Origin of the sequence: Alteromonas sp. BZK5 (assembly GCF_014349115.1) — a bacterium.
GTDB lineage: Bacteria > Pseudomonadota > Gammaproteobacteria > Enterobacterales > Alteromonadaceae > Alteromonas > Alteromonas macleodii.
Genome location: NZ_JACSOE010000063.1, coordinates 1 through 22597, shown reverse-complemented (window position 1 = coordinate 22597; position 22597 = coordinate 1). Strand labels below are relative to the sequence as shown.

Annotated in this window: 17 protein-coding genes; 4 read left to right on the top strand and 13 right to left on the bottom strand. The window is 40.7% G+C overall.

All coding sequences use genetic code 11. The annotated features are described in order from the left end of the window. Both BIZ39_RS15960 and BIZ39_RS15955 read left to right on the top strand, forming a co-directional pair. On the top strand, nucleotides 1-901 hold a 901-nt coding region (locus tag BIZ39_RS15960; protein ID WP_187447442.1), incomplete at its 5' end, for an oligosaccharide flippase family protein. Continuing rightward, nucleotides 820-2001 carry a glycosyltransferase family 4 protein gene (locus tag BIZ39_RS15955; RefSeq protein ID WP_187447441.1) on the top strand — a complete coding sequence of 394 codons (1182 nt, stop codon included), beginning with the start codon at nucleotides 820-822 and terminating at the stop codon, nucleotides 1999-2001. The genes BIZ39_RS15960 and BIZ39_RS15955, both read left to right, overlap by 82 nt. Here BIZ39_RS15955 and BIZ39_RS15950 read toward each other — a convergent pair. Genes BIZ39_RS15950 through BIZ39_RS15900 form a run of 11 tightly spaced genes read right to left on the bottom strand, consistent with a single transcriptional unit; the run spans nucleotide 1958 to nucleotide 16193 of the window. Beyond that, nucleotides 1958-3085 carry a glycosyltransferase family 4 protein gene (locus BIZ39_RS15950; protein ID WP_187447440.1) on the bottom strand — a complete coding sequence of 376 codons (1128 nt, stop codon included), beginning with the start codon at nucleotides 3083-3085 and terminating at the stop codon, nucleotides 1958-1960. The two genes, BIZ39_RS15955 and BIZ39_RS15950, sit on opposite strands and share 44 nt — an antisense overlap. A gap of 7 nt (nucleotides 3086-3092) precedes the next feature. Then, nucleotides 3093-4481 carry a glycosyltransferase gene (locus BIZ39_RS15945; RefSeq protein WP_222936655.1) on the bottom strand — a complete coding sequence of 463 codons (1389 nt, stop codon included), beginning with the start codon at nucleotides 4479-4481 and terminating at the stop codon, nucleotides 3093-3095. Beyond that, the gene (locus BIZ39_RS15940) at nucleotides 4387-5427 is read right to left on the bottom strand and encodes a sulfotransferase (protein ID WP_187447438.1); all 1041 of its coding nucleotides are present in this window, start codon (nucleotides 5425-5427) and stop codon (nucleotides 4387-4389) included. The genes BIZ39_RS15945 and BIZ39_RS15940 overlap by 95 nt, the downstream gene beginning before the upstream one ends. 4 nt (nucleotides 5428-5431) lie before the next feature. Next, the gene (locus BIZ39_RS15935; protein WP_187447437.1) at nucleotides 5432-6529 is read right to left on the bottom strand and encodes a glycosyltransferase family 4 protein; all 1098 of its coding nucleotides are present in this window, start codon (nucleotides 6527-6529) and stop codon (nucleotides 5432-5434) included. Next, on the bottom strand, nucleotides 6526-8424 hold the full coding sequence (gene asnB / locus BIZ39_RS15930; protein WP_187447436.1) for an asparagine synthase (glutamine-hydrolyzing): 1899 nt from the start codon (nucleotides 8422-8424) through the stop codon (nucleotides 6526-6528). Before asnB ends, BIZ39_RS15935 begins: the two co-directional genes overlap by 4 nt. A gap of 12 nt (nucleotides 8425-8436) precedes the next feature. Continuing rightward, entirely contained in the window at nucleotides 8437-9510 is a 1074-nt protein-coding gene (locus BIZ39_RS22545; protein ID WP_316248260.1) for a GNAT family N-acetyltransferase, read from the bottom strand. Nucleotides 9511-9524: 14 nt separating this feature from the next. Continuing rightward, nucleotides 9525-10526 (bottom strand): polysaccharide deacetylase family protein, encoded by a 1002-nt coding sequence (locus BIZ39_RS15920; protein ID WP_187447435.1) that lies wholly within the window; start codon nucleotides 10524-10526, stop codon nucleotides 9525-9527. Nucleotides 10527-10529: 3 nt separating this feature from the next. Further along, the gene (locus tag BIZ39_RS15915; RefSeq protein WP_187447434.1) at nucleotides 10530-11630 is read right to left on the bottom strand and encodes a glycosyltransferase; all 1101 of its coding nucleotides are present in this window, start codon (nucleotides 11628-11630) and stop codon (nucleotides 10530-10532) included. A gap of 5 nt (nucleotides 11631-11635) precedes the next feature. Beyond that, a complete protein-coding gene (locus BIZ39_RS15910; protein ID WP_187447433.1) occupies nucleotides 11636-12601 on the bottom strand; it encodes a glycosyltransferase in 966 nt (321 codons plus the stop codon). After that, a complete protein-coding gene (locus tag BIZ39_RS15905) occupies nucleotides 12598-15102 on the bottom strand; it encodes a hypothetical protein (protein WP_187447432.1) in 2505 nt (834 codons plus the stop codon). The genes BIZ39_RS15910 and BIZ39_RS15905 overlap by 4 nt, the downstream gene beginning before the upstream one ends. Then, on the bottom strand, nucleotides 15099-16193 hold the full coding sequence (locus tag BIZ39_RS15900) for a GNAT family N-acetyltransferase (protein WP_187447431.1): 1095 nt from the start codon (nucleotides 16191-16193) through the stop codon (nucleotides 15099-15101). The genes BIZ39_RS15905 and BIZ39_RS15900 overlap by 4 nt, the downstream gene beginning before the upstream one ends. A gap of 275 nt (nucleotides 16194-16468) precedes the next feature. Here BIZ39_RS15900 and BIZ39_RS15895 point away from each other — a divergent pair, with 275 nt between their 5' ends. Then, nucleotides 16469-19180, top strand: coding sequence for a tetratricopeptide repeat protein (locus BIZ39_RS15895; protein WP_187447430.1), 2712 nt, complete (start codon nucleotides 16469-16471; stop codon nucleotides 19178-19180). A gap of 138 nt (nucleotides 19181-19318) precedes the next feature. Continuing rightward, on the top strand, nucleotides 19319-20140 hold the full coding sequence (locus BIZ39_RS15890) for a hypothetical protein (protein WP_187447429.1): 822 nt from the start codon (nucleotides 19319-19321) through the stop codon (nucleotides 20138-20140). Between the two features lie 632 nt (nucleotides 20141-20772). Here BIZ39_RS15890 and BIZ39_RS15885 read toward each other — a convergent pair. Beyond that, nucleotides 20773-21600 carry a PEP-CTERM/exosortase system-associated acyltransferase gene (locus tag BIZ39_RS15885; protein WP_187447428.1) on the bottom strand — a complete coding sequence of 276 codons (828 nt, stop codon included), beginning with the start codon at nucleotides 21598-21600 and terminating at the stop codon, nucleotides 20773-20775. Nucleotides 21601-21701: 101 nt separating this feature from the next. Continuing rightward, nucleotides 21702-22295, bottom strand: a complete 594-nt coding sequence (locus BIZ39_RS15880) for a YdcF family protein (protein WP_187447427.1) — start codon at nucleotides 22293-22295, stop codon at nucleotides 21702-21704. Between the last annotated feature and the right edge of the window lie 302 nt (nucleotides 22296-22597).

Sequence of the window (22597 nt, the reverse complement as noted above, 5' to 3'; positions counted from 1 at the left end):
CTTATATCGTCCGTCGACCGCCAGGTTTATGCCTAGCTTCAGTGGATTGAAACCTATCTTTAAATTCGGTTTCTATTCATCGATGACAAATCTTCTTGCTAGATTCGACGCTAATGCGCCAGATTTGGTCATTGGAAAGCTTGGAACAACAGCACAGGTTGCTTTTTTTTCCAGAGGTGTCGGATTCTATCAGTTTATTACCACCCTCATTTCTTCTGGCGTTTGGCCGGTTATATTGCCTTATTTGTCTGGTGTGAGCCGGGATGGTGGCGATTTGAGAGATGCGTACGTTCGAGCAAGCCTCTTGATGGGTGGGGTATGTTGGCCGATTCTAGCGGCAGCTGGTGTAATGAGTTTCCCCATTATTATGTTGCTATTCGGCGAACAATGGTTAGATACTGTGCCTTTGGCCGCAATCCTTTCAATTTGGGCTATCTTAAGGCTTGTCCATAATTTCTCACCGCAGTTGTTGATGGCTGTCCACAAAGAGAAAATTATGCTACTTAAGCAAATGGTTCTCTTTACACTAACGTTAACTCTAGTATATTTTGCGTACCCTCATGGACTTAGTTATGTTGCGTGGGCTATGGTCGTTGTCGGTTTGGCGGATTTTATTGTGGGCTCAATTGCAGTCTATTTTGCGACTGGGCTATCAATTATTACCTTTTCCAAAGCAATGTCTAAAAACATTATGTTAACCATAATATGTTCAGCGGTCGCAATCGCTGGAGACTTTTTGCTAGATTATCGCGCATTTCCGGCCTATTTAAGTTTGATAGTGATGGGGCCTATTCTGATAACTACGTGGTTACTAAGTGTATGGCTGACAAATCATCCTCTTTGGAACGAATTGGTTCAATTGAGCACACCCCTCTCACAAAAATTAGCAAGGAAAGGTTGATTGTGAATCGCCATACAATAGGGTTTTACCCTGCAACTAATTGGCATGCCTACCAAAAAGCAATGGCTCAAGCGTTAGAAAAAAATGGTTTTGAGGTAAAGGTTGGACATGAGTTTACTGACGATGCATTAATTTCCTCTCAGGAGAGTGTTGTTCATTTTCACTGGATAGAGCGCTTCTGGGAAGGAGGAACCTTTTTTGAGCAACTAAAGTCTTTGATTGGCGTTTGGCGTTTCATAAAAAAAGCTAAGCGTCTGGGCAAGGTACTTGTATGGACAGTGCATAACCACAAGCCTCATGGAAGGGTTACTTGGGCCGACTGGGCGGGTGTTCGCCTTTTCTGCTTTTATTCTGATATTGTAGCATGCCACAGTGAGTGGTCTAAGAACTGGATAGAAAATCTAGTAGTGACGAAAGCGAAAGTATGCATCGTGTACCATGGAAATTTTAATAATGTCTTTGTACCGGTGACCGATAATACTCAATTAAAGAAAAAGTTTGGTATAGAAAAAGGGAAAATATGCATAGGTTTAGTGGGGGAGATTCGCCCAAGCCGCGGACACGAACTGGCACTGGAAGCTATAAAGAATGTTAATAACTCTCAACTCCTTATTGCTGGGCGTTGTAAAGATGAGGCTTATCTAGCGTTATTGTATGAGCGAATAAATGCTTACGGTTTAAGCGACAGAGTAAAATTGGTGTGCAAAAACCTCACTGACACCGAGTTTAACGAGTACTTAGCCGCCGCTGATGTATCGTTATTGCCCTATAAAGATATAACGACAAGTGGGGCATTATTAGCTTCTTGGACTGTTGGGACTCCCGTTATTGCAAGTAGGCTACCTTACTTTGTTGAAATGACTAAAGGGAGGGGGAGTATCGGAAATGTTTTTGATATTAACTCACCAAGTTCACTTATCGGCCTTCTTAAAAAACTTTCTAATGGTTATACCCACGAACATTGGGTGATGCTAAGAAAGCGGACTTTGGATGAGGCAAACCAGTACGATTGGGATCGCGTCGTACTTCCTTTAGTCTTGGAGCTTAAAACAAGGGTTAACGGGCTTGCGGAAGATAAGCGGAATTCATTAAACGGTTAAATTGATTTTCTTCAGAAAAACGAAGGGCGACGGTTTGCGCGTCGTGCTCTAGCTCGCTTTTGGGTACTTTTGTTGTTACCCCTCTCTCGATAGCTCTTGCTAAACTATCAATGCTGTCATCAGTCGTTAGCACAGGTGTTTTTAATGGAGATAATATTTCCGACAGTCCACTGTTATTTCTGGCCACGATAGGTTTGCGTGCCAGCACTGCCTCTACTGCGACGCGTCCGAAAGGTTCTTCAATACTGGGAATGAGTACAGCGTTTGCTGAGGCATAGGCCGCTTTTGTATCGGCTACAAAGCCTGTGAATATAATACGCTCTGCTAATTTAGTTTTCTCGATCTTCTCTTTCATTTCATTTTCAATGCCTGAGTTTGTAACGTCTTCTCCAGCAATTACAAATTTAAGATTGGGGTAGGTAACAAAGAGGCCTCTTTGCTCCAATTTCTCTAAGGCTGATAAGAGATCAAGATGCCCTTTGCCTGGATTTATGTTTCCAATGACCAACATAAGGAAAGCGTCGTGATTTATATTGAAAAGTTCCCTAAAAGAAGCATCACCGTTATAAGGATAATATTCTTCTTCGTTGAAAAAATTGTAAAGTACCATCGAGCGAGACTTTTTGAGTAAAGTGGGGGTTAAGGCGAGTGTGCGTTGTAGATTGTATTCACTATTGAACAAACTCAATGTTGGGGGGACATCCAACAAATACTTGCCTATATGAGCATCAATGAAGTGCCTAAAATGGCATAGAATAGGAATATTCAGTAGTTTTGCCGCTAATGAAAAATACTTATAACAGTAAACGTCGTTTGCATGAATTAAATTCGGCCTTTCTTTGGCTAGTAACAGCATTACCTTTGTGAAGATCCATGCTATCTGTGCTGATGGCTTGTCATAAAACCGAGTTGGTATTATTCGATATTTTATTTGCAAGTTTCTTAACTCTTTTGAAAGTCGTCCTTCTGCTGGAACAAGCACCAATGGCACGTGTCCCTGGCCGCTTAATGACTTACATATTGATATTAAGGATTTATTTCCACCGCCTATCTTTTCAGAGTTTGCGATTAGTATTATTTTCATTGAACACTCACACTGCATTTTTGATCAAACTTGCTAAGTATTTGTAGTCAGCTTGCATATGCTCTTTATCTTGCTCGCATATATATTTCATGCCATTAAGTTCACTTGTTTTAGCAACGAGATTATTTTTATTAAAGCTTTCGTCATAATGACTAATGGTGTCAGCTAAGATTTCAGTTGCGATAAAACAGTTATGATTTTTTTCAATGAATGCTCTTGGTTCAAATTTATTGTACCTATTGATAATTTCCATGAGATCATTGCTCAACGAGGTCTCTGTCGCGTATTTGCCAGTACTTTCATTGATGTAAGGGTATTCCATACCAAAGTTGAAACCTGCTCTAACTATACATGGGGTATTGCAACACATCCCTTCAATAATTGCGCGATTTAACCCTTCAAAACGAGACCATAGAACATTTACTTTAGATCGTGATAACAGTGATGAAACTTCAGACGGGGAAATCCACTCATAAAACTCCAACCAGTCACGAATACCGTAACTTTCCGCCTTTCTCTCAATATCTGCCATAACTAGATCATTAGGGTAACCAACCAGCGCTACCTTTAGTTGGACTCCGGTTTCCTTTATTTCTTTGAGTGCCTCAAAGAACTTACCGTGCCTTTTAAATTTGGCCCAAGCAGCAATCATAATTACATCGATATCTCGTTCCGATGCATTATCTACACCAAATTGGTCAGGGTTAATCCACCAGTTGGCACTCAACCTTACAGGGATGATATTTGTGTTTAATGACATCAAGAAATTATAATCTCTCTCTTCATAAGCCATTACAAACACTGGTGACGTTAAACAGGCAAACGCCAAAACTGCATCTTCGCAGAGGCCATTCCAGCTTGGTTCTAAAACAATGTGGTAACTTTCCGCGACTTTTTGGAAATCAAAAGACTTCAGAAAAACCAAAAAATAGTAACTGTAAGCGATGACTAATACGCCTTTGTTATTTTCCTTTGCGGGTGCTAAAACCGTGATAATGGATGGCATCATTGCACTTGGATCGTCAAGGAATTTTTTGTAACGATCTATGCCTTGGATGTTGTTTAGGAATTCTTCAAGTACACATTGGGGGAGAGAGTTTCTGTCGTCTACTAGAAAATGTTTTTTTATCTGTGTTCTGCAAAAATGAAAAGTTCCAGGCCAGTTGAGCCTGAAAACAGTAGACAAAAACGATAAATGTTTGCTGGGTTTTTGTTTAACGTAGTAAAGGTTTGCTAAATAGATAAAAGGAAGGAGTACTATTTTAGCCTTATTATAGTCGTACTTAACTAACTCAATTAACTTATCTTTCATTTTTCCCCCCAACGTATCTGCGATTAAAGAAAAGCGATAAGGTAGACTCGCACTGACGTTCATGTTCCAAAAACCATTCGTCATTTGCAAACTCTCTCCACTTATCTTTAGGAGGAGGTTGAATAACCGTCGCAAGCTGTTCAATATCGCCGTTTAAGGGTAAATCTTCGAACATATTTCTAATGCATTCGTGAGGTGAGTAAACTAAATCTTCGAAAGCTACAGATTGGTCTGCCCATTCAATGCCAAACAAGTATGAAAGTTTCCATAAATAATAGAACCTTTGATATGGGTGACGAGTTACTTTAGGGTCAAGGAATGGGTAAACATCAGCAAGGTCATCGCACCAGACGTCCAAGTAAAATGCATCTTGATAAGTGTATTCGATGTTCTCAGAAGTCATCACTTCTTTATTTACCAAAAATGAACACCAAACTTCTCGAGGATTGCGATATAGGTGGATGATTTTGGCTTTGGGATAGTGTTTTTTTATCCACGGTAAACGAAAGTCAATGCGATTAAATTGGAGTACTGTTAAACCTTTCGTATTTTCTATAATGCAGTCGATGAAGTCTTCCATATCAGGGTTATAAGATCTCTGGTCCATGTACAGTTGCTGGTGAATCCACTTTTCGTTGTAATACTTCGAAAGATCTGAAAGTTCTTCATACTCTTGCCAATAATCATTAACACCTAAATGCGTATTGTCTACAAAACTCCCTCTTGTCTCGGCATCAAACCACTTTCGTTCGTTAAAAGGTTCGTAATAACTAGTGCAACCCTCAACGCTTCTAAATAAATTCCAGAGTAAAGTCGATCCACTTCTAAACCTACTGGTAATAAAAATTACACCTTCACCTTTAAATTCTAAAGGAGGTTCGTGTGAGATATAAGGAGAAGCATGATTGTAGCTTGGTAGCCGACTATTCAAGCTATTTCCTTGATTTAAACGAATAGCCTGACGTACAGTACGGTCTTCTAATGCTTTAATAGCCACTTTATTAATTATAGATTTTATTATCTTTTTCATAGTATTAGGGTTTTTGATAAAGCCGCTTATAATTTTCAATCATTGTAGTAGCGAGGAACCTTTCATGAAAACGAAGCTTTCCATTTCTTCCCATACGCTTAATCAACTCAGGTGATTTAAGGAGTAATTTCATTAACTGACTAAATTGAAGTTCATTGTCATTTTCTGAGACGAACCCATTCTCTCCGTTCTTTACAATCTCTCGGTTCCCGCCCGCATCGGTAACTATACAAGGCTTTGAAAGGCTCATCGCTTCTAGTAATGTCATTGATGTACCTTCGCTGAACGATGAGAGTAAGAAGACATCCATACTTGATATGTGGTTGCTTGGAGCTTTGATGTAACCAGTGAGGATGACGTGTTTTTCTAACGATAACTTTTGAATTTGCAATTCAATATTTTCTCTTTCTTCGCCGTCACCTACGATAAGTAGCACAGTCTCGGGAAATTCAGAATTTACCCTTTTAAATGCTTCAATCATCATTCGATGATTTTTAATAGAGTCGAGTCTTGCTACGGTACCAAAAACGATATGCTCATCAGGTATACTCAGCGAGCTACGCAGCTCAGCGACCAGAGAAGACGACGAAATCAGCGGTTTGATACCATTGTAGATAACATGAACTTTGCTTTCAGGTATAAACTCATACTCGCTCAGAGCTCTCTTTGTAGCCTCCGATATTGCTGTAATCTCACTTGTGAGTTTTACGAGAAGTGGATTTACAATTTGGCGTTTCCAGTTTGATCTATCTGGGTAAAAGCGTCCGTGCTCTGTGAATATAACTTTTGCCGACGTGCTAATAGCTGCCATTGCACCGTAGACCCACGGTGTGTATTGATGACAATGCACGATGTCAATTTTATTCGCTTTTATCACTTTTCTTATAGAGCGTATGATTGAAAAGTCGAATCCGTCTTTCCGTGTATGGCAATAGATAGAGATAGCTTTTTTCTGTAAATCTTCGCCCCATGGCCCAAGGGGGCTTTCAATACAAAATATCGACATTTTTACATCAGGGTTGGAGTTACTTTCTATGATATTTTTAATAACCATCTCTGTTCCACCGATACGCATATCGTATGTCACATGTAATATTCTCACTGAGCGCACTCCGCTTGAGGTATATAAGTACTAAACCACATCTGAAACATTAGAACACTCCAGAGAATATTACTGTGATCGTACTTACATGATTGATGTTCATACCAAAGCGTCAGGACCTCGTCTTTTTTTAAGTATTCATAGACACCATTATTTGAATCAACTAGGTATTTTTCTGACAGCTGTTTGAGCTCGCCTCTAAGCCACTGTGCTAAAGGAACAGAAAAGCCCATTTTTTTTCTGTGAAGGAGGTCGGTTGGAATAAACGGAACGAGCGCTTCTTTTAAAATGCGCTTTTTTATTCCTTCGTTAAACTTTTGTTCTGAAGGAATAGAAGCAGCGAATTCTGCAATTTGGTAGTCGAGTAATGGAGCCCTAACTTCCAAGTGATTAGCCATACTCATTCTGTCTACTTTAACTAAAATTCCACCAGTTAAGTAGGTTTTAATATCAGTGTAAAGCAGCTTGCTTAAGTGGTCTGGACCATCCGCCTCCTCATATTTATCAAGAGTAATACGACTAGGATGATAATTTCCGAGCGCTCGCGCTACGTCGGGTTTAACAAGTTTGCTCCAGGTTTCGTCGGTCATTTGACTGTTCGTGATGTAAAAGCCCATGGCAGGTGACTGGCTTAAGCTATTTAACAGCGATTTGGCTTTTTTTGCTATGTTTAAAGGGATTGTGCCAGCTAACTTAGCTAAAGGTGGAAAAAGTTTTTCCCGAACTTTTTTTGGAAACTTATCCCTTAACTTTTTTTCAATGTCATCAATGGCGTATTTTTCATAACCAGCAAACATTTCATCACCACCATCACCTGCAATGGCAACTGTAACTTCTTTACGGGCTAATTCAGATACAAAAAATGTGGGCACCAGCGAGGGGTCGGCGAAGGGCTCATCAAAGTATTGTGCTATTTCTTCAAGCCGATCAGCAACATTTTGATGGACTGTAAATTCATGGTGTTCGGTGTTGTATTTTTGCGCAATTTCTTTTGCAAATTCTGCTTCGTTGTATTTTTTGTTATCAAAGCCAATGGTACAGGTCTTAACTGGCTTGTCGCTATTGTTGGCCATTAGGGCAACTACACCAGAGCTATCCACGCCGCCGCTCAAGAATGCACCGAGTGGAACATCACTTATCATGCGTTGACGAGTTGTCTCGTTAAGCAAAGAGAGCAGTTTGTCCTTATTGTCTTCTATTGAATCACTAGAAGTATGGGTAAAGCTCAAATCCCAGTACTGACGCTGTTTAATGCCATCTTTGGTTACTAACATGTAATGCGCTGGCGGTAGCTTGTGAATGTCTTCAAATATACTCTTGGGGTCGGGGACATACTGGTATGCGAAAAAATCGTAAACGGCATCCAGCCTAATTTTACGCGGAATGTTCTCTAAGGTTAGGAGCGCTTTGATTTCAGAGGCAAACGCAAACCGGCCATCTTTACTAAAGTAGTAAAGCGGCTTTTTGCCTAAGCGATCACGGGCAATAAATAGTTGACCTTGTTTTTTGTCCCACAAGGCGAATGCAAACATCCCGTTTAAACGATGGATACACTCTACGCCTTCTTTTTTATACAGGGCCAGGATAACTTCGGTATCTGAGTGAGAATTGAAGACCACGCCTTCTTGTTCTAGCGTTTCTCGTAACTCAAGGAAGTTGTATATTTCGCCGTTAAACACAATGACGTAATTACCACAGCCGGAAAACATAGGTTGATTGCCGGCTTCGGATAAGTCAATGATGCTTAGGCGTCTATGGCAAAGGCCTACGCTATCGTCGATATAAGTGCCGCCTGCATCGGGTCCTCGGTGGTAGATGGCGTTACCCATTTTTACCAAAGATGCCTCATTGCCCTCGGGGTGGTTAAGTAAACTGAACCCTGCTATTCCACACACAATATTGTTTCCCTATAAGCTAATATGCGGTCTTATTCTTTTACCTATCTCAACAGTGAGAGGAAGTGGCAGCTTGCACCACACTCGTTCTGCCATCGCTTTTATCGATTCTTTCATTCCATTATTAGAAGCCGCTTCTTGTTTATTTACAACATTGCTTCGCGGATAGTGATACCAATCGAGAAGATAAGGCTCTGCGCCCCATTGCTTTTTGAATTTAAATGTACCTTCATTGAACGTGCTGCGTCCAAAGTCAAATTCGCGAATACCATTGTCTGCGCAATGTGCCAGTACATTCCAATAAAGCTTCATATTAGGCGCTAACTTATTAAATTCGCGCACTGTTGACGCCCACGGTATCGATGCTTTGTTATTGTTCTTAAGCACAATGCCTGCGCCTATTGGCGCGTCGTCGTGGTAAACCACACTAATATAGCAAGCAGTATTGTAGCCACGCGCTATGTTTAAAAACCATTCTAAACTATGTGCAGGTGAACCGAGATCACGCATATTTGTCACGTACACTGTGTAAAAATCATTTACAAGTTCAGGAGAGTTACCGCTTTTAGACGTTAATCCATTCTTATCGGCTTTTTTTATTTGGCTCCGCAGTTTCGATTTAAACGATTTAAGCAAAACGTCGCTACTGTCAGGTAACGGTAAGCGCATTTGCACTTTTTTACCCGCTAAAATGTTATTGTCTGCGGTTTGTTGCGCATGACAACTCCGAACTTCAAAGTACTTCGCGTTAACGTGCTTTTCTTTTAAATGAGCGAGTAAATAGGCTTCAATATCAGGCGAGTCAGCCAAAGGAAAACCTACATCACAATAAGGAAGGGCGCATAGCCTTTCACCTAGTATCCACGATGTTAATTTTACCGCTGGAACGACACCCACAATACGACCGTCTTGTTCGTTAATGGCGAGCATGCCTTCGCATTGCATCGCATATACGTTTTCGGATACGCGCTGCCATGCTGCATTGTGGTACGGCGTTGCGAAGGGGTGAGAAGAAACGTACCGGTTCCAGTCTGATACATTTCGCTCGTTAAGTGGAACTAATTTTAGTGTTGTGTCTACGTTCACGTTTGTACCCAGTCCTAGTCACTAAAATGCGTATTAATCTTATGCTTCAGCAAAGCTGACGCCTCTGATATTGTGCAAAATCTCACGTTGGCTTTAGCATGTAAGTGCTTTATGACTTCTGACATACGCCCGCAAATACGCTGGTAGGCATTATCAACTTGCAGCAGCCCTGTTACGCCATCTAGTAAGCTTGAGCTATGTAAATACATATGAATTACTGGGTATTGTTTTTCTAAACATATATTCACAAGCATCTTCATTGAAGTACTGTCGGTTAATTCCGGACTTAAATAGAGCTTGCGAAGTATATTTGTGTGCCATAGCAACCCAACAGGCTTAGCCAGCCTCATTGGACTTTTTGCTAAAAACGTGTGGATATTGTCGGCATACTTAAAATGAGAACGATTAAAGCCTGCGGTAATGGGAAGCTCCATTAAATTGCGTTGTGATCCTTCCACATCGGCGTTTTCAAAGCTTGGCCAGTAGGGCGTGCTATCCCGGTTTTTGCAACTAAAATAGGTGTTTTCGTAGAATGGATAAACGCTACTATCTACCTTAAAACCGCGCTCTGCAAGCAATTCAAGGGTAGAGCCATTAATTCCCCATCGCCCACTTCGAAACGACATCGGCGCCGGGCCTATATTAGTGATTAACCGTTCAATAAGATGATCCAGCTTCGCTTTAACGTGGTCTTTCGGCAAATTGACAACGTGAGATTTTGCCTCATCTGTTTTACCAAAAAATGGCGGGTTACACCAAGGGTGAAGGTGGGCGCCAATTTCCGCTTTTCTCTTCGACGCAAACGTTCGCAATACGTCAGAACTAAACGTGTCGTTGGCAACCGCATAATCGACAAAATAAGTGGGTTTAATACCCCATGACTCACAAAATTCCTGAAAAGCAGGCAACTTTTCTATGTTTTTCACTGAGCAGTCTGTCTCTGGGAAGTCGTTACTCCATTCCCATTCTTCTTCCGTATCTACGCTCAGTACAAATAAAACGTCCTGCTTATCCATTGCTTACTCAGTTAACATTTTTTTGAAGAGTGAATAGTACTCACTGGCCATTCTTTTCGCTGAAAAATTATCTTCAACAAATTGACGTGATGCCCGCGCTAGACGTGTTGCATAGTCTTTATCGTCTAATAGCGTTATCCAGTCCTTTTGCAGCTGTTCAAAATCATGTAAAGGTGCCAGTAACCCCGTTTTTTTATGCGTAATCAACTGGTCTATGCCTGCGATGTCGTACGCCGATACTGGAATTTCCATTGCGCACGCTTCCATTAGACAGCGAGGAATGCCTTCCAGTGTTGATGTCATAACGAATAAGTCGAAGTCTTTCAGTAATTCGAGCCTATCGTCACGGAACCCCAAGAATTGGATAGCGTTTACGCTTGATAAGGTTTTGCTATATGCTTCCAGTTCTTGCCTGCTATCACCGTCTCCGAGCAGTATTAGTTCGATATCTTGTCGTTGAGCGTAAAGCACGTCAAAACAATCCAGTATTGCTTTGATATTCTTTCGGCTAATCATTTGACCCACAAAGCCTATGCGCTTTTTCTCACCTGCAGGTTTGACGACTTTAGTTTCTCTTACAGCATCAACCTCGGATAGGTCGACACCGTTTTGAATATACTCAAGCTTCGGCGGTTTAATGCCAAATTTCTTTACGTCTTCCATAAGCTGTTTTGATAGCGGCACAACTTTGTCTGCTAATCGCATTGATTGGCAACCTAGCCAGATAAAGGTTCGTAACTTGATATCCGCAGCATTTTCAAAGCCGTGGGGCGTTACAACGCAAGGGATCCCCGCTTTTCTTGCTGCTAATACGCCCAAAATATCTGATTTGTACCCGTGGGTATGAATCACATCAATACCATTGCGCCTAATAAGTTCTGCAAGCTTTGAAATAGCGCCTAAGTCAAAACGATTGCGCATTGCTATCTGGTGGGTTTGGCCCAACGAAGAAAACTGCTTTAAAAGCTCTAAATCTTCGGTTCCAGGCTCTAGCGTCACCACTAAATGATTCTCTACATCTTGGGGCATATGTTTACTTAGTGCCAAGATCCATCTTTCAGCTCCATAGAAGCCCGTTGAACAAATAAACTGTAATACTTTCATTGTAATTATCTGTGTGTAGGTGTAGCTAGCGCACCTTTAATTCCTAATAAAGTGCCGAGAACCCGAGCGGGAAAATACAAGCAATAAAAAAGCAGGCAGTAATACATGTTTACACTACCACCGGTAAGCTTTTTCAATCTACCCGTATACACTGCCAAGGGCAATATAGTTAGTACGCTTGCCATAATAACTAAACTCATATTTGAGTACAGCAGCGCGACTAATAAAAATGCGCCACCCAGTGTAACAGCAAAAGGTATAAAGAAGCTGGGGAGTTCTCGCAACGGAATGGACCGGCCTTTTATTGATGCTAAGTTTGACTGACCCCGCCAAATTTCTTTTTTGAACATGGGCAAAAAGGCTTTGTCTTCCCCTAAATGCACATAATTGGACGCAGAGGTATAAAGTAAACGACCTGTTTCAGCCACTTTTTGCGTAAAGTAGTAGTCTTCGCAGGTCTGCAAGTGCTCTGGGAAGCCGCCGACAGTATAGAATGTTGTTTTCGATAAAAAGAGGTTTCGACCGGGTAAAAAGGTCACTGTTTGATCTAGTTCAGCATTGCTTAGGGCGGTTCTAATCTTTTCCAGCGGTGGCGCTGATTCGGAGCATTTCTGCATAGCACTGCATAACACTATATCTTCGTTTTCTTCCAACAACTCCGCCATGGCCTGTGCCCATTTGGGCTCAAGTGCTACGTCTGCATCCAAGAAGGCAAGGTATTCACCTTGTGCCGCTGATGCACCTAGATTACGTGAATGCGATATAGTGTGCTTACTATCATTTAACATGAGAGTTAAAGGAATTTGCTTCTTTAGCTCATATAGCGCATTTGAAAATGTCTTGTTTTGGCTTACCACTATAACTTCATATTCATCTTCGGAAAGTGTTTGCATACCCACGCTCTGAAGCGTTTGTATCAACATTTCTTCTCGCCCTTTGTGCGGGATAATAAAACTTACTTTAACCGTCACGGTTTTCCTATCCATTTTTGAAGTTGTGGGAAACGTTTTGCCAATTGGCTTCTCTCTTTGTTGAAAGAAAAGTTCTTGATTGTATAAAATAACAATGCAGTAAACGCGCTTTTCCTGTGCTCTTTCATGTTGAACTTTACCAGCTCCATTGGCTGAGGAAGCTCTGAATAAACGTCGTAATGGGCATTTTGCATCATTAGACATAGTACTCGTGTTGAATCTGTCTCAGTACTTAGTGACAGTCTTTCGTGAATTCCTTTTGTGAGAGTACTCAACTTGTTATCTATATCTTCACTGCAATTCAAATACGCTTTTGCAAAACTCAATATGCAGAGTTTGCGTAAATCTTGACCCGTCCATGTATCGTTTGGAAACTCGAGTATATCTGGTTTTTCTAGATAAACGTATTCATTATCTATCATCCATTTGGCATAGTGGCATAGTGATTGTACCGCATAGCTGTAATCAAAATCGCTTTCCAAACGCTGTTCTTTGATATAGATAAAACGGCACAACGCTTGTAAGAAAACCGTGTAAAACCAGGTCAGCTCAACATTTTGCAAATCTCTTTGAGCGATATCGTCTTCAGGTGATACAGTGTTAGCTATTATTGTTGCGCATTTGGCTAGATCCTCTGTTTTGCCCTGCAGGTCGAATCGATCCATCAAAGCTTGTAAATAGTTAGCTGTGCCTCTGTCTAAAGGGTAGGCGCCCGTAAGTACATTTTTGAGGCCTATGTTTCCAGCATTCTTGAGCGCAAGCAAAGTACCAATAACTGTGCCGTCGCCTTCGTAATAAAGCTCTATCCAATTGCAGATAGACAGCATAGCTGATTTTGATACTTCACTACCTGTTAAGTAATAGTGAAGCAAAAGTCCGTTGGTGTAGCAGTGTTGTCCGCCGGGTCCACCGCCGCCAGCGTGATCTTGGTATACATCATTTGGCTGTAATGATGAATAGGTTCTGTGTGTAGCTGTGTATGCTTGAACATAGTGATCAGTGTGCCAAAACAAGCCACCCGAGTATTCTGGTTTATCTAATGAAGTATGATAAACATCAATATTAGCGACGTGCTTTGCTAGGTTATCGGCAAGTCTTTTCCATTTTATGTTTCCACTGCAAAACCACTGGCAGAGCATTCCTGAAATCGGGTCGTACTGGTTATTGTAGTGCGACACAAAACTCTCATCGTGTGGAATGTTTCCCCGCTCGTGGTCGGCGTATAGTTCACCGTAATTACGCCACCCATAAACATCTGCTCGTTTTCTTTTTTCAAAAAAACTATTGTTGCCGTCAACGGCTTTTCTTATTAATGAATCAAACGGGTTATTATCTCGAGGCGCAGAGAATAATGGAAAAAATTGATGAGAACTTGTCAAAGATTGCGCTATCTCAACGTCGAATTCTAAAATCGAATCGTAGCCAATTGAAAACTGTCTAGTAAGCTGTTCTCCTGGCTGCAATTCCTGAGTAGGCGCTAATGCAGAACCAAGCAAGCTGTATTGGGCAGTTTTGCCTTCTACAATAAGTGATGACGGAAAATGTTGCCAAAAGTCAGCCACTTCTATCACCAAATCATTCTTGGCTTCTGCTTTGCAGATTAACATTGGTTGAATAGTACACCCTTTCAATAAGCATTTGTCGTTGGCAAGTGCTTCAAACCCCTTAAAAGGCAATGTAACGTCGTTGGAGTGATCAACGTGGATTCTGTTTTTCCATTGTTCACCGCCACTGGAAGCTTGAAAAATGGTTGTAGGGTGTTGTGCCCCTTCCAGTTCTGAAGCGCAGATCGTCGCTTCGCCCTTTATCAACTGAATTGTTAAGCCTAATTCAGATACCGCTATCGAATTCGGGTCGCCCAAGTCCCATGTACCGTTGGGATGCTCTGCAGCTGAGGGGTTGGTTACCGTTAAAGTACACAGCACGGTACCAGAGCTAAGAAATATGTGAAGCTCTTGAAATATAGTTATCTTTTGGTTTTCGTTCACAACGTCAAATAATTGAGATGTTTTTACTGCCTCATGAGAAAGCCCATTTGATAAGTACTCATACTCTTTATGTTTTAAACCAGCTTGGTCAATTGTTTGGCCATTAAAATGCATTGATATATTTGCGCGCTGAGGAAGTTCTATCTTAGCAGGCTGTTGAAGAGATACTCGACAAACAGGCTCTAGGCTTGTCTTAATTGTTAATATGTTAGAAGACTCTGAAACCACTAGTTCTTCTTCGCGTACATCAGGCTTAACAGGGCGCACACAAAATGTTGCCGAACCGTTCGCTTGAAGGTGAACTATTCCCGCTACAAGAAGCCATTTTACTGAGCCATCCTCCCAAAGCTTCTCTACCGAAATATACACATCTGAGAGTTGCTGTTGTTCGTCGAAAACAGCTAGAAGCTCATTTGCAGTGAAAAAACCTTTTGCAACCGGAATACCTTGTTTGAACGACCCTAAGCCAGAAAAAACTGACGTATTAGTTATCTTAAATGGTAGTGAATTCATGTCTTCGTTTTTTGTTTAAGTTTAAAAAATAACTGTTTCAAACTGCGGAGCAAATGAATAAGCGTACCACGCAAATTGCGTTTCGTTAGTCGTAGTGTTTCGATGGAGTAAATATCAGTAGCAAGAGACGACTTGTATTGTGAATAACCGGCGAGAAAGTCATACTCTTTTTTACCTGCATCTCGGTAATATTCAATCATTAGGCTATGCAAGATGTAACCTGGTTTAATCTTCTTGTCAGCGATTTCGTAGTTGATCCCTGAACAATAAAAGCCTACTTTATCTTCTGCAATTAAGTTAAGACTGATCCCTACAAGTGTCTCTCCTGAAAATACGGCTACTAATTCGGCATTGTGTGAAAACTCATTTAGCAAATTTAATAAATGTGAATTAAACGAAGGATTCTGAAAGCCGCTGCCGAACTCAGAACTCGCCCACTTTTTTTTATGTATCGCTGATAGTTCTGAAAAGAATTTTTCTTTATCTGATGATGTGTTCGCTTTGGAAACAGACAATTTTCCATACTTAATCTCGACGGCTTTTATTGCTCGCTTAACTTGATAACGTGTGTTTTTAGACAGAAATTTGATTGTTTCGTTGGTCGAGAGTAAATCAACTTTTGCACCAAAATGAGTGTCAGATTCTATCCTCCAAAACTTCGTTGCAGCACGAATCCATAGAGAACTATGCTTTGACATTGATACGACGAGTTCATCAATATCGAAAGTGCTGGCTAAGTTTAAAAGTGAACAAATGCACTCTTGTTCTATTGCAGGGTCACAATATATGCGGTTGTACTCTATCCAAACTTGATCGTATGTTTGAATACCAGTTTGATTAACTAACCCTTTCTTCCAGCTAAATAAACTCATTTTTGATTCCATAAAGCCTAAGAATACCAACCCTACGACTTGCGAGTTCGAAGAGAAAACGACTAGAGGTGGTAGGGTGTCCATAGACTTGAACCATGAAGTTAGCCAAGGAATAGTGCAAAAAAAATCATTGGACTGTGCTGGGTTTGCAATTTCCGCAAGCAACCCAAAAAAATTATCAGCAGAGTAGGCCTTAAGTAGCTTGGCCTGAATCATCATTTATAGTCCCATTGTTCATTATCTTAATCGCTTCAATGAGAATAAACGAATGGAAATATAAGTCCACATAACTTTATTCTTAGACCTCCCCCCGTCACTGTTCAAAAACACCTTACAACAAACAGCTAAAGCAAAAAAAAGCGAGATTAAGCTAAAAAGTAAATTTCACAGTGTGTAAACATAATATTGATAAGCATCGGCAATGTTGTAACATTGTTCGAGGTTTGCTGTATAAGTACTTATTTAGCGAGCTCAGCATTAATTAGGGAATCCTTATGTCTATTAAAATAAAAATGTTTGTGCCATTGGTGGCATGTCTCGTTCTAGGATGTACAAAGTCAACACCTGAGACTCATTTAGCGAACGCTGAAAAAGCGCTAGATGAAGGGCAGCTCCAAGTCGCAGTTATTGAGCTCAAAAGTGCACTAGAGCTGAAAACAACTGATAATCAGATTCGTTTTAAATTGGCGCAGGCACTTTTTGAGAGTGGAGACTTGGCAGGAGCAGAGAAAGAACTGCGCCGCTTAGTCGGCACTGAAATAGACCAATATGAAGTTCAAGGCACCCTGGGGTTTGCTCTTTACTATCAAGCGAAATTTGAAGACGTTATGTTACTAACGGACGAACTGGGTGAAACAACGCAAGTTTCACTTAAGGTAGCAGAATTTATCTCAACGTTAAAAGCAGGCTTGCCAGCAGAGCTTTTAAGTCGGAGATTGCAAAGACAAGCTCAAGGAGACGAACTTGTACTAGCTGAGATTCTTGAACAGATTAGGCAGTATCAAGTTTCCAAACCTTTGGCAGCGCTCGAAAACTTATCACTACCTAGTTTTTACAACGTATTTTTGTCTCAAACAAAAGCGCAGTTAATGGCAAAAACTGGAGATGTTGAAAATGCTGCAAGCATAGTTCAAGAGCTCACCAATAAATGGCCTTCTGTTGGGTTACTAGCTGTCAACAATATCGAATTCCTTATCGCAAAAGACGAATTGGAGAAGGCCGAAAATTCACTTCAGCCGTGGCTAAAGAATAACAGGCGTAGTCCTATTTTTGATCTCCTAATGGCTGAGGTACAAGTGAGGCTGGGGAATTTTGATGAAGGGCTGTTATCGGCAGAAAACGCGCTTCATTCTGGGCTTAAAACGTTCGATGCATATCTATTAGCTGGCTTGGCGGCAAGCGAGCTCGGTAAATGGGAGGCTGCATACAATCACCTGACCAAAGCATACAGTGCTCGACCTGACAATAGAACGGCAAGCCGATTATTAGCGAGAACACAATTAGAGCTTGGCTACCATGATGAGGCTGTAAAATTACTACAGGCGAATGATGTGAAAGACATAAGCGACATAAATTTTGTAATTGGCGCTAGTGCATATTTAGATGGCTCTGGGCAACAAGAAAAAGCATTGCAACTGATTTCATCCTCACTTCAAGAAACACCAAAAGCTGATGCATTGTTAATTCAACAACTGGCTTTGCAGCTAGATAATAACGATCCTGATGCAGATATAACGCTAAAACGATTGGAGGCATCTAATGCCGATCCTACAGCAATCGCCTACTTTAAAGTGCAAAACGCAATTGGCAAAGAAGATTATGACAATGCATTGGCTATTGCTGAAGGTTTTAAATCGACAGATGCTATTCAAAGCTACCTACTTAGCGCTACTGTTGAGCTTGCAAAAAGTAATTACGATTCTGCAACTCGACTTGCTGAGCAAGTGCTGCAAGAAGACCTGCAAAATACTGCCGCCATGCAAATTGCTATGCATGCTGAATATCAGCTAGCTAACTTTACCAAAGCGGTAGAACGCGCAACTCAGTTAGTGGAGCTTAACCAAACATCTTCGGCTGTGGACAATCTAGTATATTTACTTGATGAGAGTCCAGAGCATGATGTAATTGCAACACTTGAAAGACTTTCGACAGTTCAAGCATCTTCTCTGCTCTATCATTTAGGCCTTCTAAAAGCCCACGCTTTGCAATTTTCTTATATCAAAGCAGTTCAAATAGGCGAGCGAAAGCCTGAAGTTGTAAGCCTACTTCCGACCTTGGTTTGGGTGAATTTATTAATTGGCGCAAACAAACAAGATGACGCGGAAAAAGCGATACGAGATTGGATATATAACGAGCCCAATAATATAGAGGCTAGATTAGTTGCTATAAATTTTTATCAAACGCGGCAGGAAATAGAGAAAGCTAAGGAGGTTGTACTTTCATCTGAGAAACTATTTCCTGATGAAAGCCGATTCAATGTAGCGCATTTTGAGTTGTTACTACGAAGTGGTAATACTGAGCAAGCTAAGGCTAAGCTCAATACTTTACGAAACGCAGAATTACCCCTTTGGCATTTAGCCTACTATAAAGGGCAGTTAGCGTTAATAGAAAGAGACTATGCTTTAGCGGAAAAAGAAATGTTAACTGCGTATCAAGAGGCGAAAAGCTTTGGTGTAGCGGTGATAGTAGCACGTATAAAATCTGCTCGTAATAACGCACTTGACGGTGTTGAAATTTTGAAAGATGCACTAGCAAATACGCCAGCACCTAACGATCGACCGTACCACATCACAGCTGAATACGCACTTGCAAGTGGTTATTACACTTCTGCAGTTGATATTTACAACGACTTGTTATCTCGCTGGCCTGACTCTGCGGTCGCATACAATAACAAAGCAAATGCTCTAATAAAGGCAAAAGAGTGGGAATTGGCACTTGAAGCTGCACAGCATGCAATCGCCCTTGAAAGAACTAGTTCGCACTTAGACACTTATGGATGGATTCTGTTTAACTTAAAGCAATTTGAATATTCACTTATAGCTTTAGAAGAGGCCTACAACCTTAATTCGTCTTCTGAAGAAATCGCCCTTCATCTTGCAATAGCTTATCAAGAATTAGGGCAGCAGGATAAAGCTAAAGCACTAAAAACACGTTTTCTAAATTCCAGCTCTAAATTTATTCAGGCATGGGAGCGCATTTTAAGTTAGTCAGAAAATTTTACACTTATAAGACGTTGTTAGAAGTGGTTTATTTAAGCTTTTGTTTTTAAAGCCTAAAAAAAGTTGGCATGGAGGGTGCTTTAACTACTGCGTGAACAAAAACACTCTATTTGAAGGAAATTGACAATGGCTTTGAATTCACGAATTTGGAAAAGCGCTAAAGGCGCTCTTGCAGTAGCTGCTCTTGCTTTATCATATAACGCTAGCGCAGAAACTGTTTCTGCCGGTGGTATCGAATGGGACACGTTTCTCCAGAATGGTAACGAAGCCATGTCTGCAGGTATCGAGTTCCAACAATGGTTTACTAGCACTCCGACAAGTGGTGAATATTTGGGGCTTGGCTCGGTAAACAATACAGTACAGCCAACCGTTGCTGCGAACGTTGGAGCTGAGCTTGTTGGTGTTGGTCTGTTTAACGGGTTCTCATTAGGACGTAATCTTTTTGACCCTGATTTTTGCGCTGCAGGAACAAGTTCTGATTGTGAGCTAACATTTGCTTTTGGCGGACTTATCGCAACCAGTTTTACATCATTCGACTTTTCTAATGCTTGGCTAAATGTATATTTTGATGATACGCCTGATTTCTTCAGAGGTGTTTCTGGCATAAATGCATCAAGTCGTTATGTCGAAGCTCAAAATGGACAACTTTGGGCATCGTTCAAGTGGGAAGATGTTTTCTTTCTTGCAGGTGGTAACCTTAACGGTGGTGTGATTAGTGCTTCTCTATCTGTTGAGGACAGCGCTCTACCTGGTGTTGTTGATGCATTAGATTACGGTCAAGGCCAACCTGATTTTGATTTACTATCTCAAGCGTTGTTTTTTCCTGGAAATGTGCGCTCAACAGGAGGCTCGGGCGCAATTCAAAGTGTTTCTGCACCATCAACCGTTGCATTCTTTGGTTTGACGTTAATAGGGTTAGGTTTGGCTTCTCGTAAAAAATTTAGATAAGTTATTGCCCTTAGAGAGCCGAGGCTAATGCTTCGGCTTTTTTTTCCAGTTGCTCCATCGGGAGTGCGAAGGCTTTTCGTGAAATTTCCTAGTAAGAGACGAATAAGCCAAACGCGTGTCGAAATATATGAGCATCAGTGAGTCTTCTAAGTTTTACAAAGAGCAATTAGACAAAGGCTATTTGTTTTACTAATAGAGAGGTGTTGTTGAGTACCAAATGAGATGCGATATCACGTCCTCTATCTTCGCAAATTCAAAAAGTCGTGCATTTAAGCACTAAATCTTATCAACAATGGACAACCGGCTTCATATTTTTACCAGCCCGAAGCGGGCGAACTGTCAGCGTCTGATGAAATATGCTTATTCAAGGAAGATTGTAGTCTATCAAGCTGATGCTTATTTGCGCACCTATGTGGCGACGCAAACACTCTTTTGAACTTTTTAGTAAAATGCTTATTAGAAAGCTGAGATTAAACTGGCTAATATGTGGGTTTACCTCTCTCCCTTGATTTATCTAACCAAAAATATAATTTTAGCGACTGTTTAAATTTTGAGGTTTATACAATTAGCCTTCCCTTTACGCAAAGACAAAATACCACCTTATGCAAAGGGAAGGCTAAGTGAAAACCTTATTACTTTTGCTCAGAAATGCTTTGTTTAATATCAGTGAGCATTTTAAGAAAACTTGGAGAAAGTTTGGTTTTGAGTAACTCTTGATTAATGTAATAGGGAGCGCGCTTGCCATGATAATCTACAACGGGGCCGATCTGTTGAAATTTAATCCCTACAAACCCCATACTTCTGGCCAGTCTAGGTTCCATCATGACGTAGGCATGTCTAATTTCTTCTTCTAATGCCAATGCCGCCGCTGCAAAGTAAAGTCCAACAGCAATGAAAGGGAAGCAGCGCAATTCAGTTTCAGAATAGGTGCTTTTATTAATAGTACCTACAGCAGCACCTTGGTAATTATCCATTTGACGACGTCTGAATTGTTTAGGTACAGCCAATCGAGATACTTCACAAATATCTTTTCGCGCAAAATTAGACGGATTCAAGCGGTCGTCTGTAATAGAATTTAAACAATACTTTTCAATTGGTAGCTGCTGATGGCTTTCAGTTGGGCGAACTATTCGGACAGTGCCTGCAAATGTTGAAGAGCGGCTGTGCTTGATCAGGCAGTGAACAGAGAACTTGTCAAAGTCATCCAACTCCATCCCACTCTCTTTCACTGGTTCAAAGCCAAGTTCTTCGCAGTAAACGCCGTGGCGTATCTTGTAGACCTCCTCTCTTAATGAGTCTGAGTTTGCAATAACTGGAGCTAGATAAGAAGAAAAATGCGAAGAGATATAATTTGCTTCTCTAAGTTTTCCGTAACCAGATAAAAGCTTTCCAATCTTATTATTTTTACCAATAAATCTAGTAACAACGTCTAAAACGTTTGTATTTTTTTGAGTAGGCATAAGAAGCAGACTTATTCTTTTCGTTTAAAAGAGTTTAGCAAAAAAGTTTGTGTTTTGAACTCTTTTGATTCGAACATTAGTCTATTCGAGGGTGAAGTGATTCAGAATATTTCATATTTCTGTTTTACCTGCGCTAAATATTCATAAAATGCGTGCTGTGTAGCTTGTAAAGCTGACAAGGATGGTAGTGATAAATAGGGAGTTAACTCTCCACTACTGTAATAATCGACCGGTACATATGAGGTATTCACTGAAATACCTTCCAGTTCGATGGCAACGCGTTTTAGGTGAGTCGCAGTTGTAACTAGAGCTATATTTTTCCCATTCAAAATGTCTTTGATGGCGCTGATTTCTTCATGGGTGTTAGTGCCCACGTTTCGGACTTGGATGTTGTCAGAAGAAACCCCGAGAGAAACTAAAAAAGCTTTTGCTCTGTCGCTGTAGTAAACTCTATCATCTTTCAGAAACCTCCCTCCAGTAAGTAAAATAGGAGCGTTTGTTGTTTTATGAAGAATCGAAGCTTGGACAAGACGCTCCAAAGAGCAGTGAGACCAGCGACTTATTTCTGGGATTTGCCCTTCCGTATTATAAAAGCATGCTAACACAACGATATAATCTGCTGACTCTAAGTGTTGGATGTTGGTAACATTATTGTCTTTTGTATGCTCGAGTGGATACAATAAAATATTGGCCATGTAAGGTTGTGACCATAGTAAAAGCCACGAGAGTGATAATAAATACAGTAGTTTAGATAGCTTAGTTTCTCTAAAGAGGCGTTGAAGGACTACGGCGAACACAGCCAGCAAAAAGCTTAGTTTTAGTGGGGAAATAAGTTCAAGTATCAATAGTTTTAGCAATTTAATATCCTTGCGTTAGAGTTTTATTTATAAACCGTGAGATTACGTTCCTTGAATATCAATAGTAATGATGGTCTTTATGGAAGGTGCTTATTTGCTCTCACTTATCACCTGGGACTTAAACTAATATTTATAAAGCT

What these genes read in the sequence shown, in the direction of transcription:
- BIZ39_RS15955 (WP_187447441.1), top strand. Translation starts at nt 820, where the DNA reads ATGGCTGACAAATCATCCTCTTTGGAACGAATTGGTTCAATTGAGCAC.
- BIZ39_RS15950 (WP_187447440.1), bottom strand. Translation starts at nt 3,085, where the DNA reads ATGAAAATAATACTAATCGCAAACTCTGAAAAGATAGGCGGTGGAAAT.
- BIZ39_RS15945 (WP_222936655.1), bottom strand. Translation starts at nt 4,481, where the DNA reads ATGACGAATGGTTTTTGGAACATGAACGTCAGTGCGAGTCTACCTTAT.
- BIZ39_RS15940 (WP_187447438.1), bottom strand. Translation starts at nt 5,427, where the DNA reads ATGAAAAAGATAATAAAATCTATAATTAATAAAGTGGCTATTAAAGCA.
- BIZ39_RS15920 (WP_187447435.1), bottom strand. Translation starts at nt 10,526, where the DNA reads ATGGATAAGCAGGACGTTTTATTTGTACTGAGCGTAGATACGGAAGAA.
- BIZ39_RS15915 (WP_187447434.1), bottom strand. Translation starts at nt 11,630, where the DNA reads ATGAAAGTATTACAGTTTATTTGTTCAACGGGCTTCTATGGAGCTGAA.
- BIZ39_RS15905 (WP_187447432.1), bottom strand. Translation starts at nt 15,102, where the DNA reads ATGAATTCACTACCATTTAAGATAACTAATACGTCAGTTTTTTCTGGC.
- BIZ39_RS15900 (WP_187447431.1), bottom strand. Translation starts at nt 16,193, where the DNA reads ATGATGATTCAGGCCAAGCTACTTAAGGCCTACTCTGCTGATAATTTT.
- BIZ39_RS15895 (WP_187447430.1), top strand. Translation starts at nt 16,469, where the DNA reads ATGTCTATTAAAATAAAAATGTTTGTGCCATTGGTGGCATGTCTCGTT.
- BIZ39_RS15890 (WP_187447429.1), top strand. Translation starts at nt 19,319, where the DNA reads ATGGCTTTGAATTCACGAATTTGGAAAAGCGCTAAAGGCGCTCTTGCA.
- BIZ39_RS15885 (WP_187447428.1), bottom strand. Translation starts at nt 21,600, where the DNA reads ATGCCTACTCAAAAAAATACAAACGTTTTAGACGTTGTTACTAGATTT.
- BIZ39_RS15880 (WP_187447427.1), bottom strand. Translation starts at nt 22,295, where the DNA reads ATGGCCAATATTTTATTGTATCCACTCGAGCATACAAAAGACAATAAT.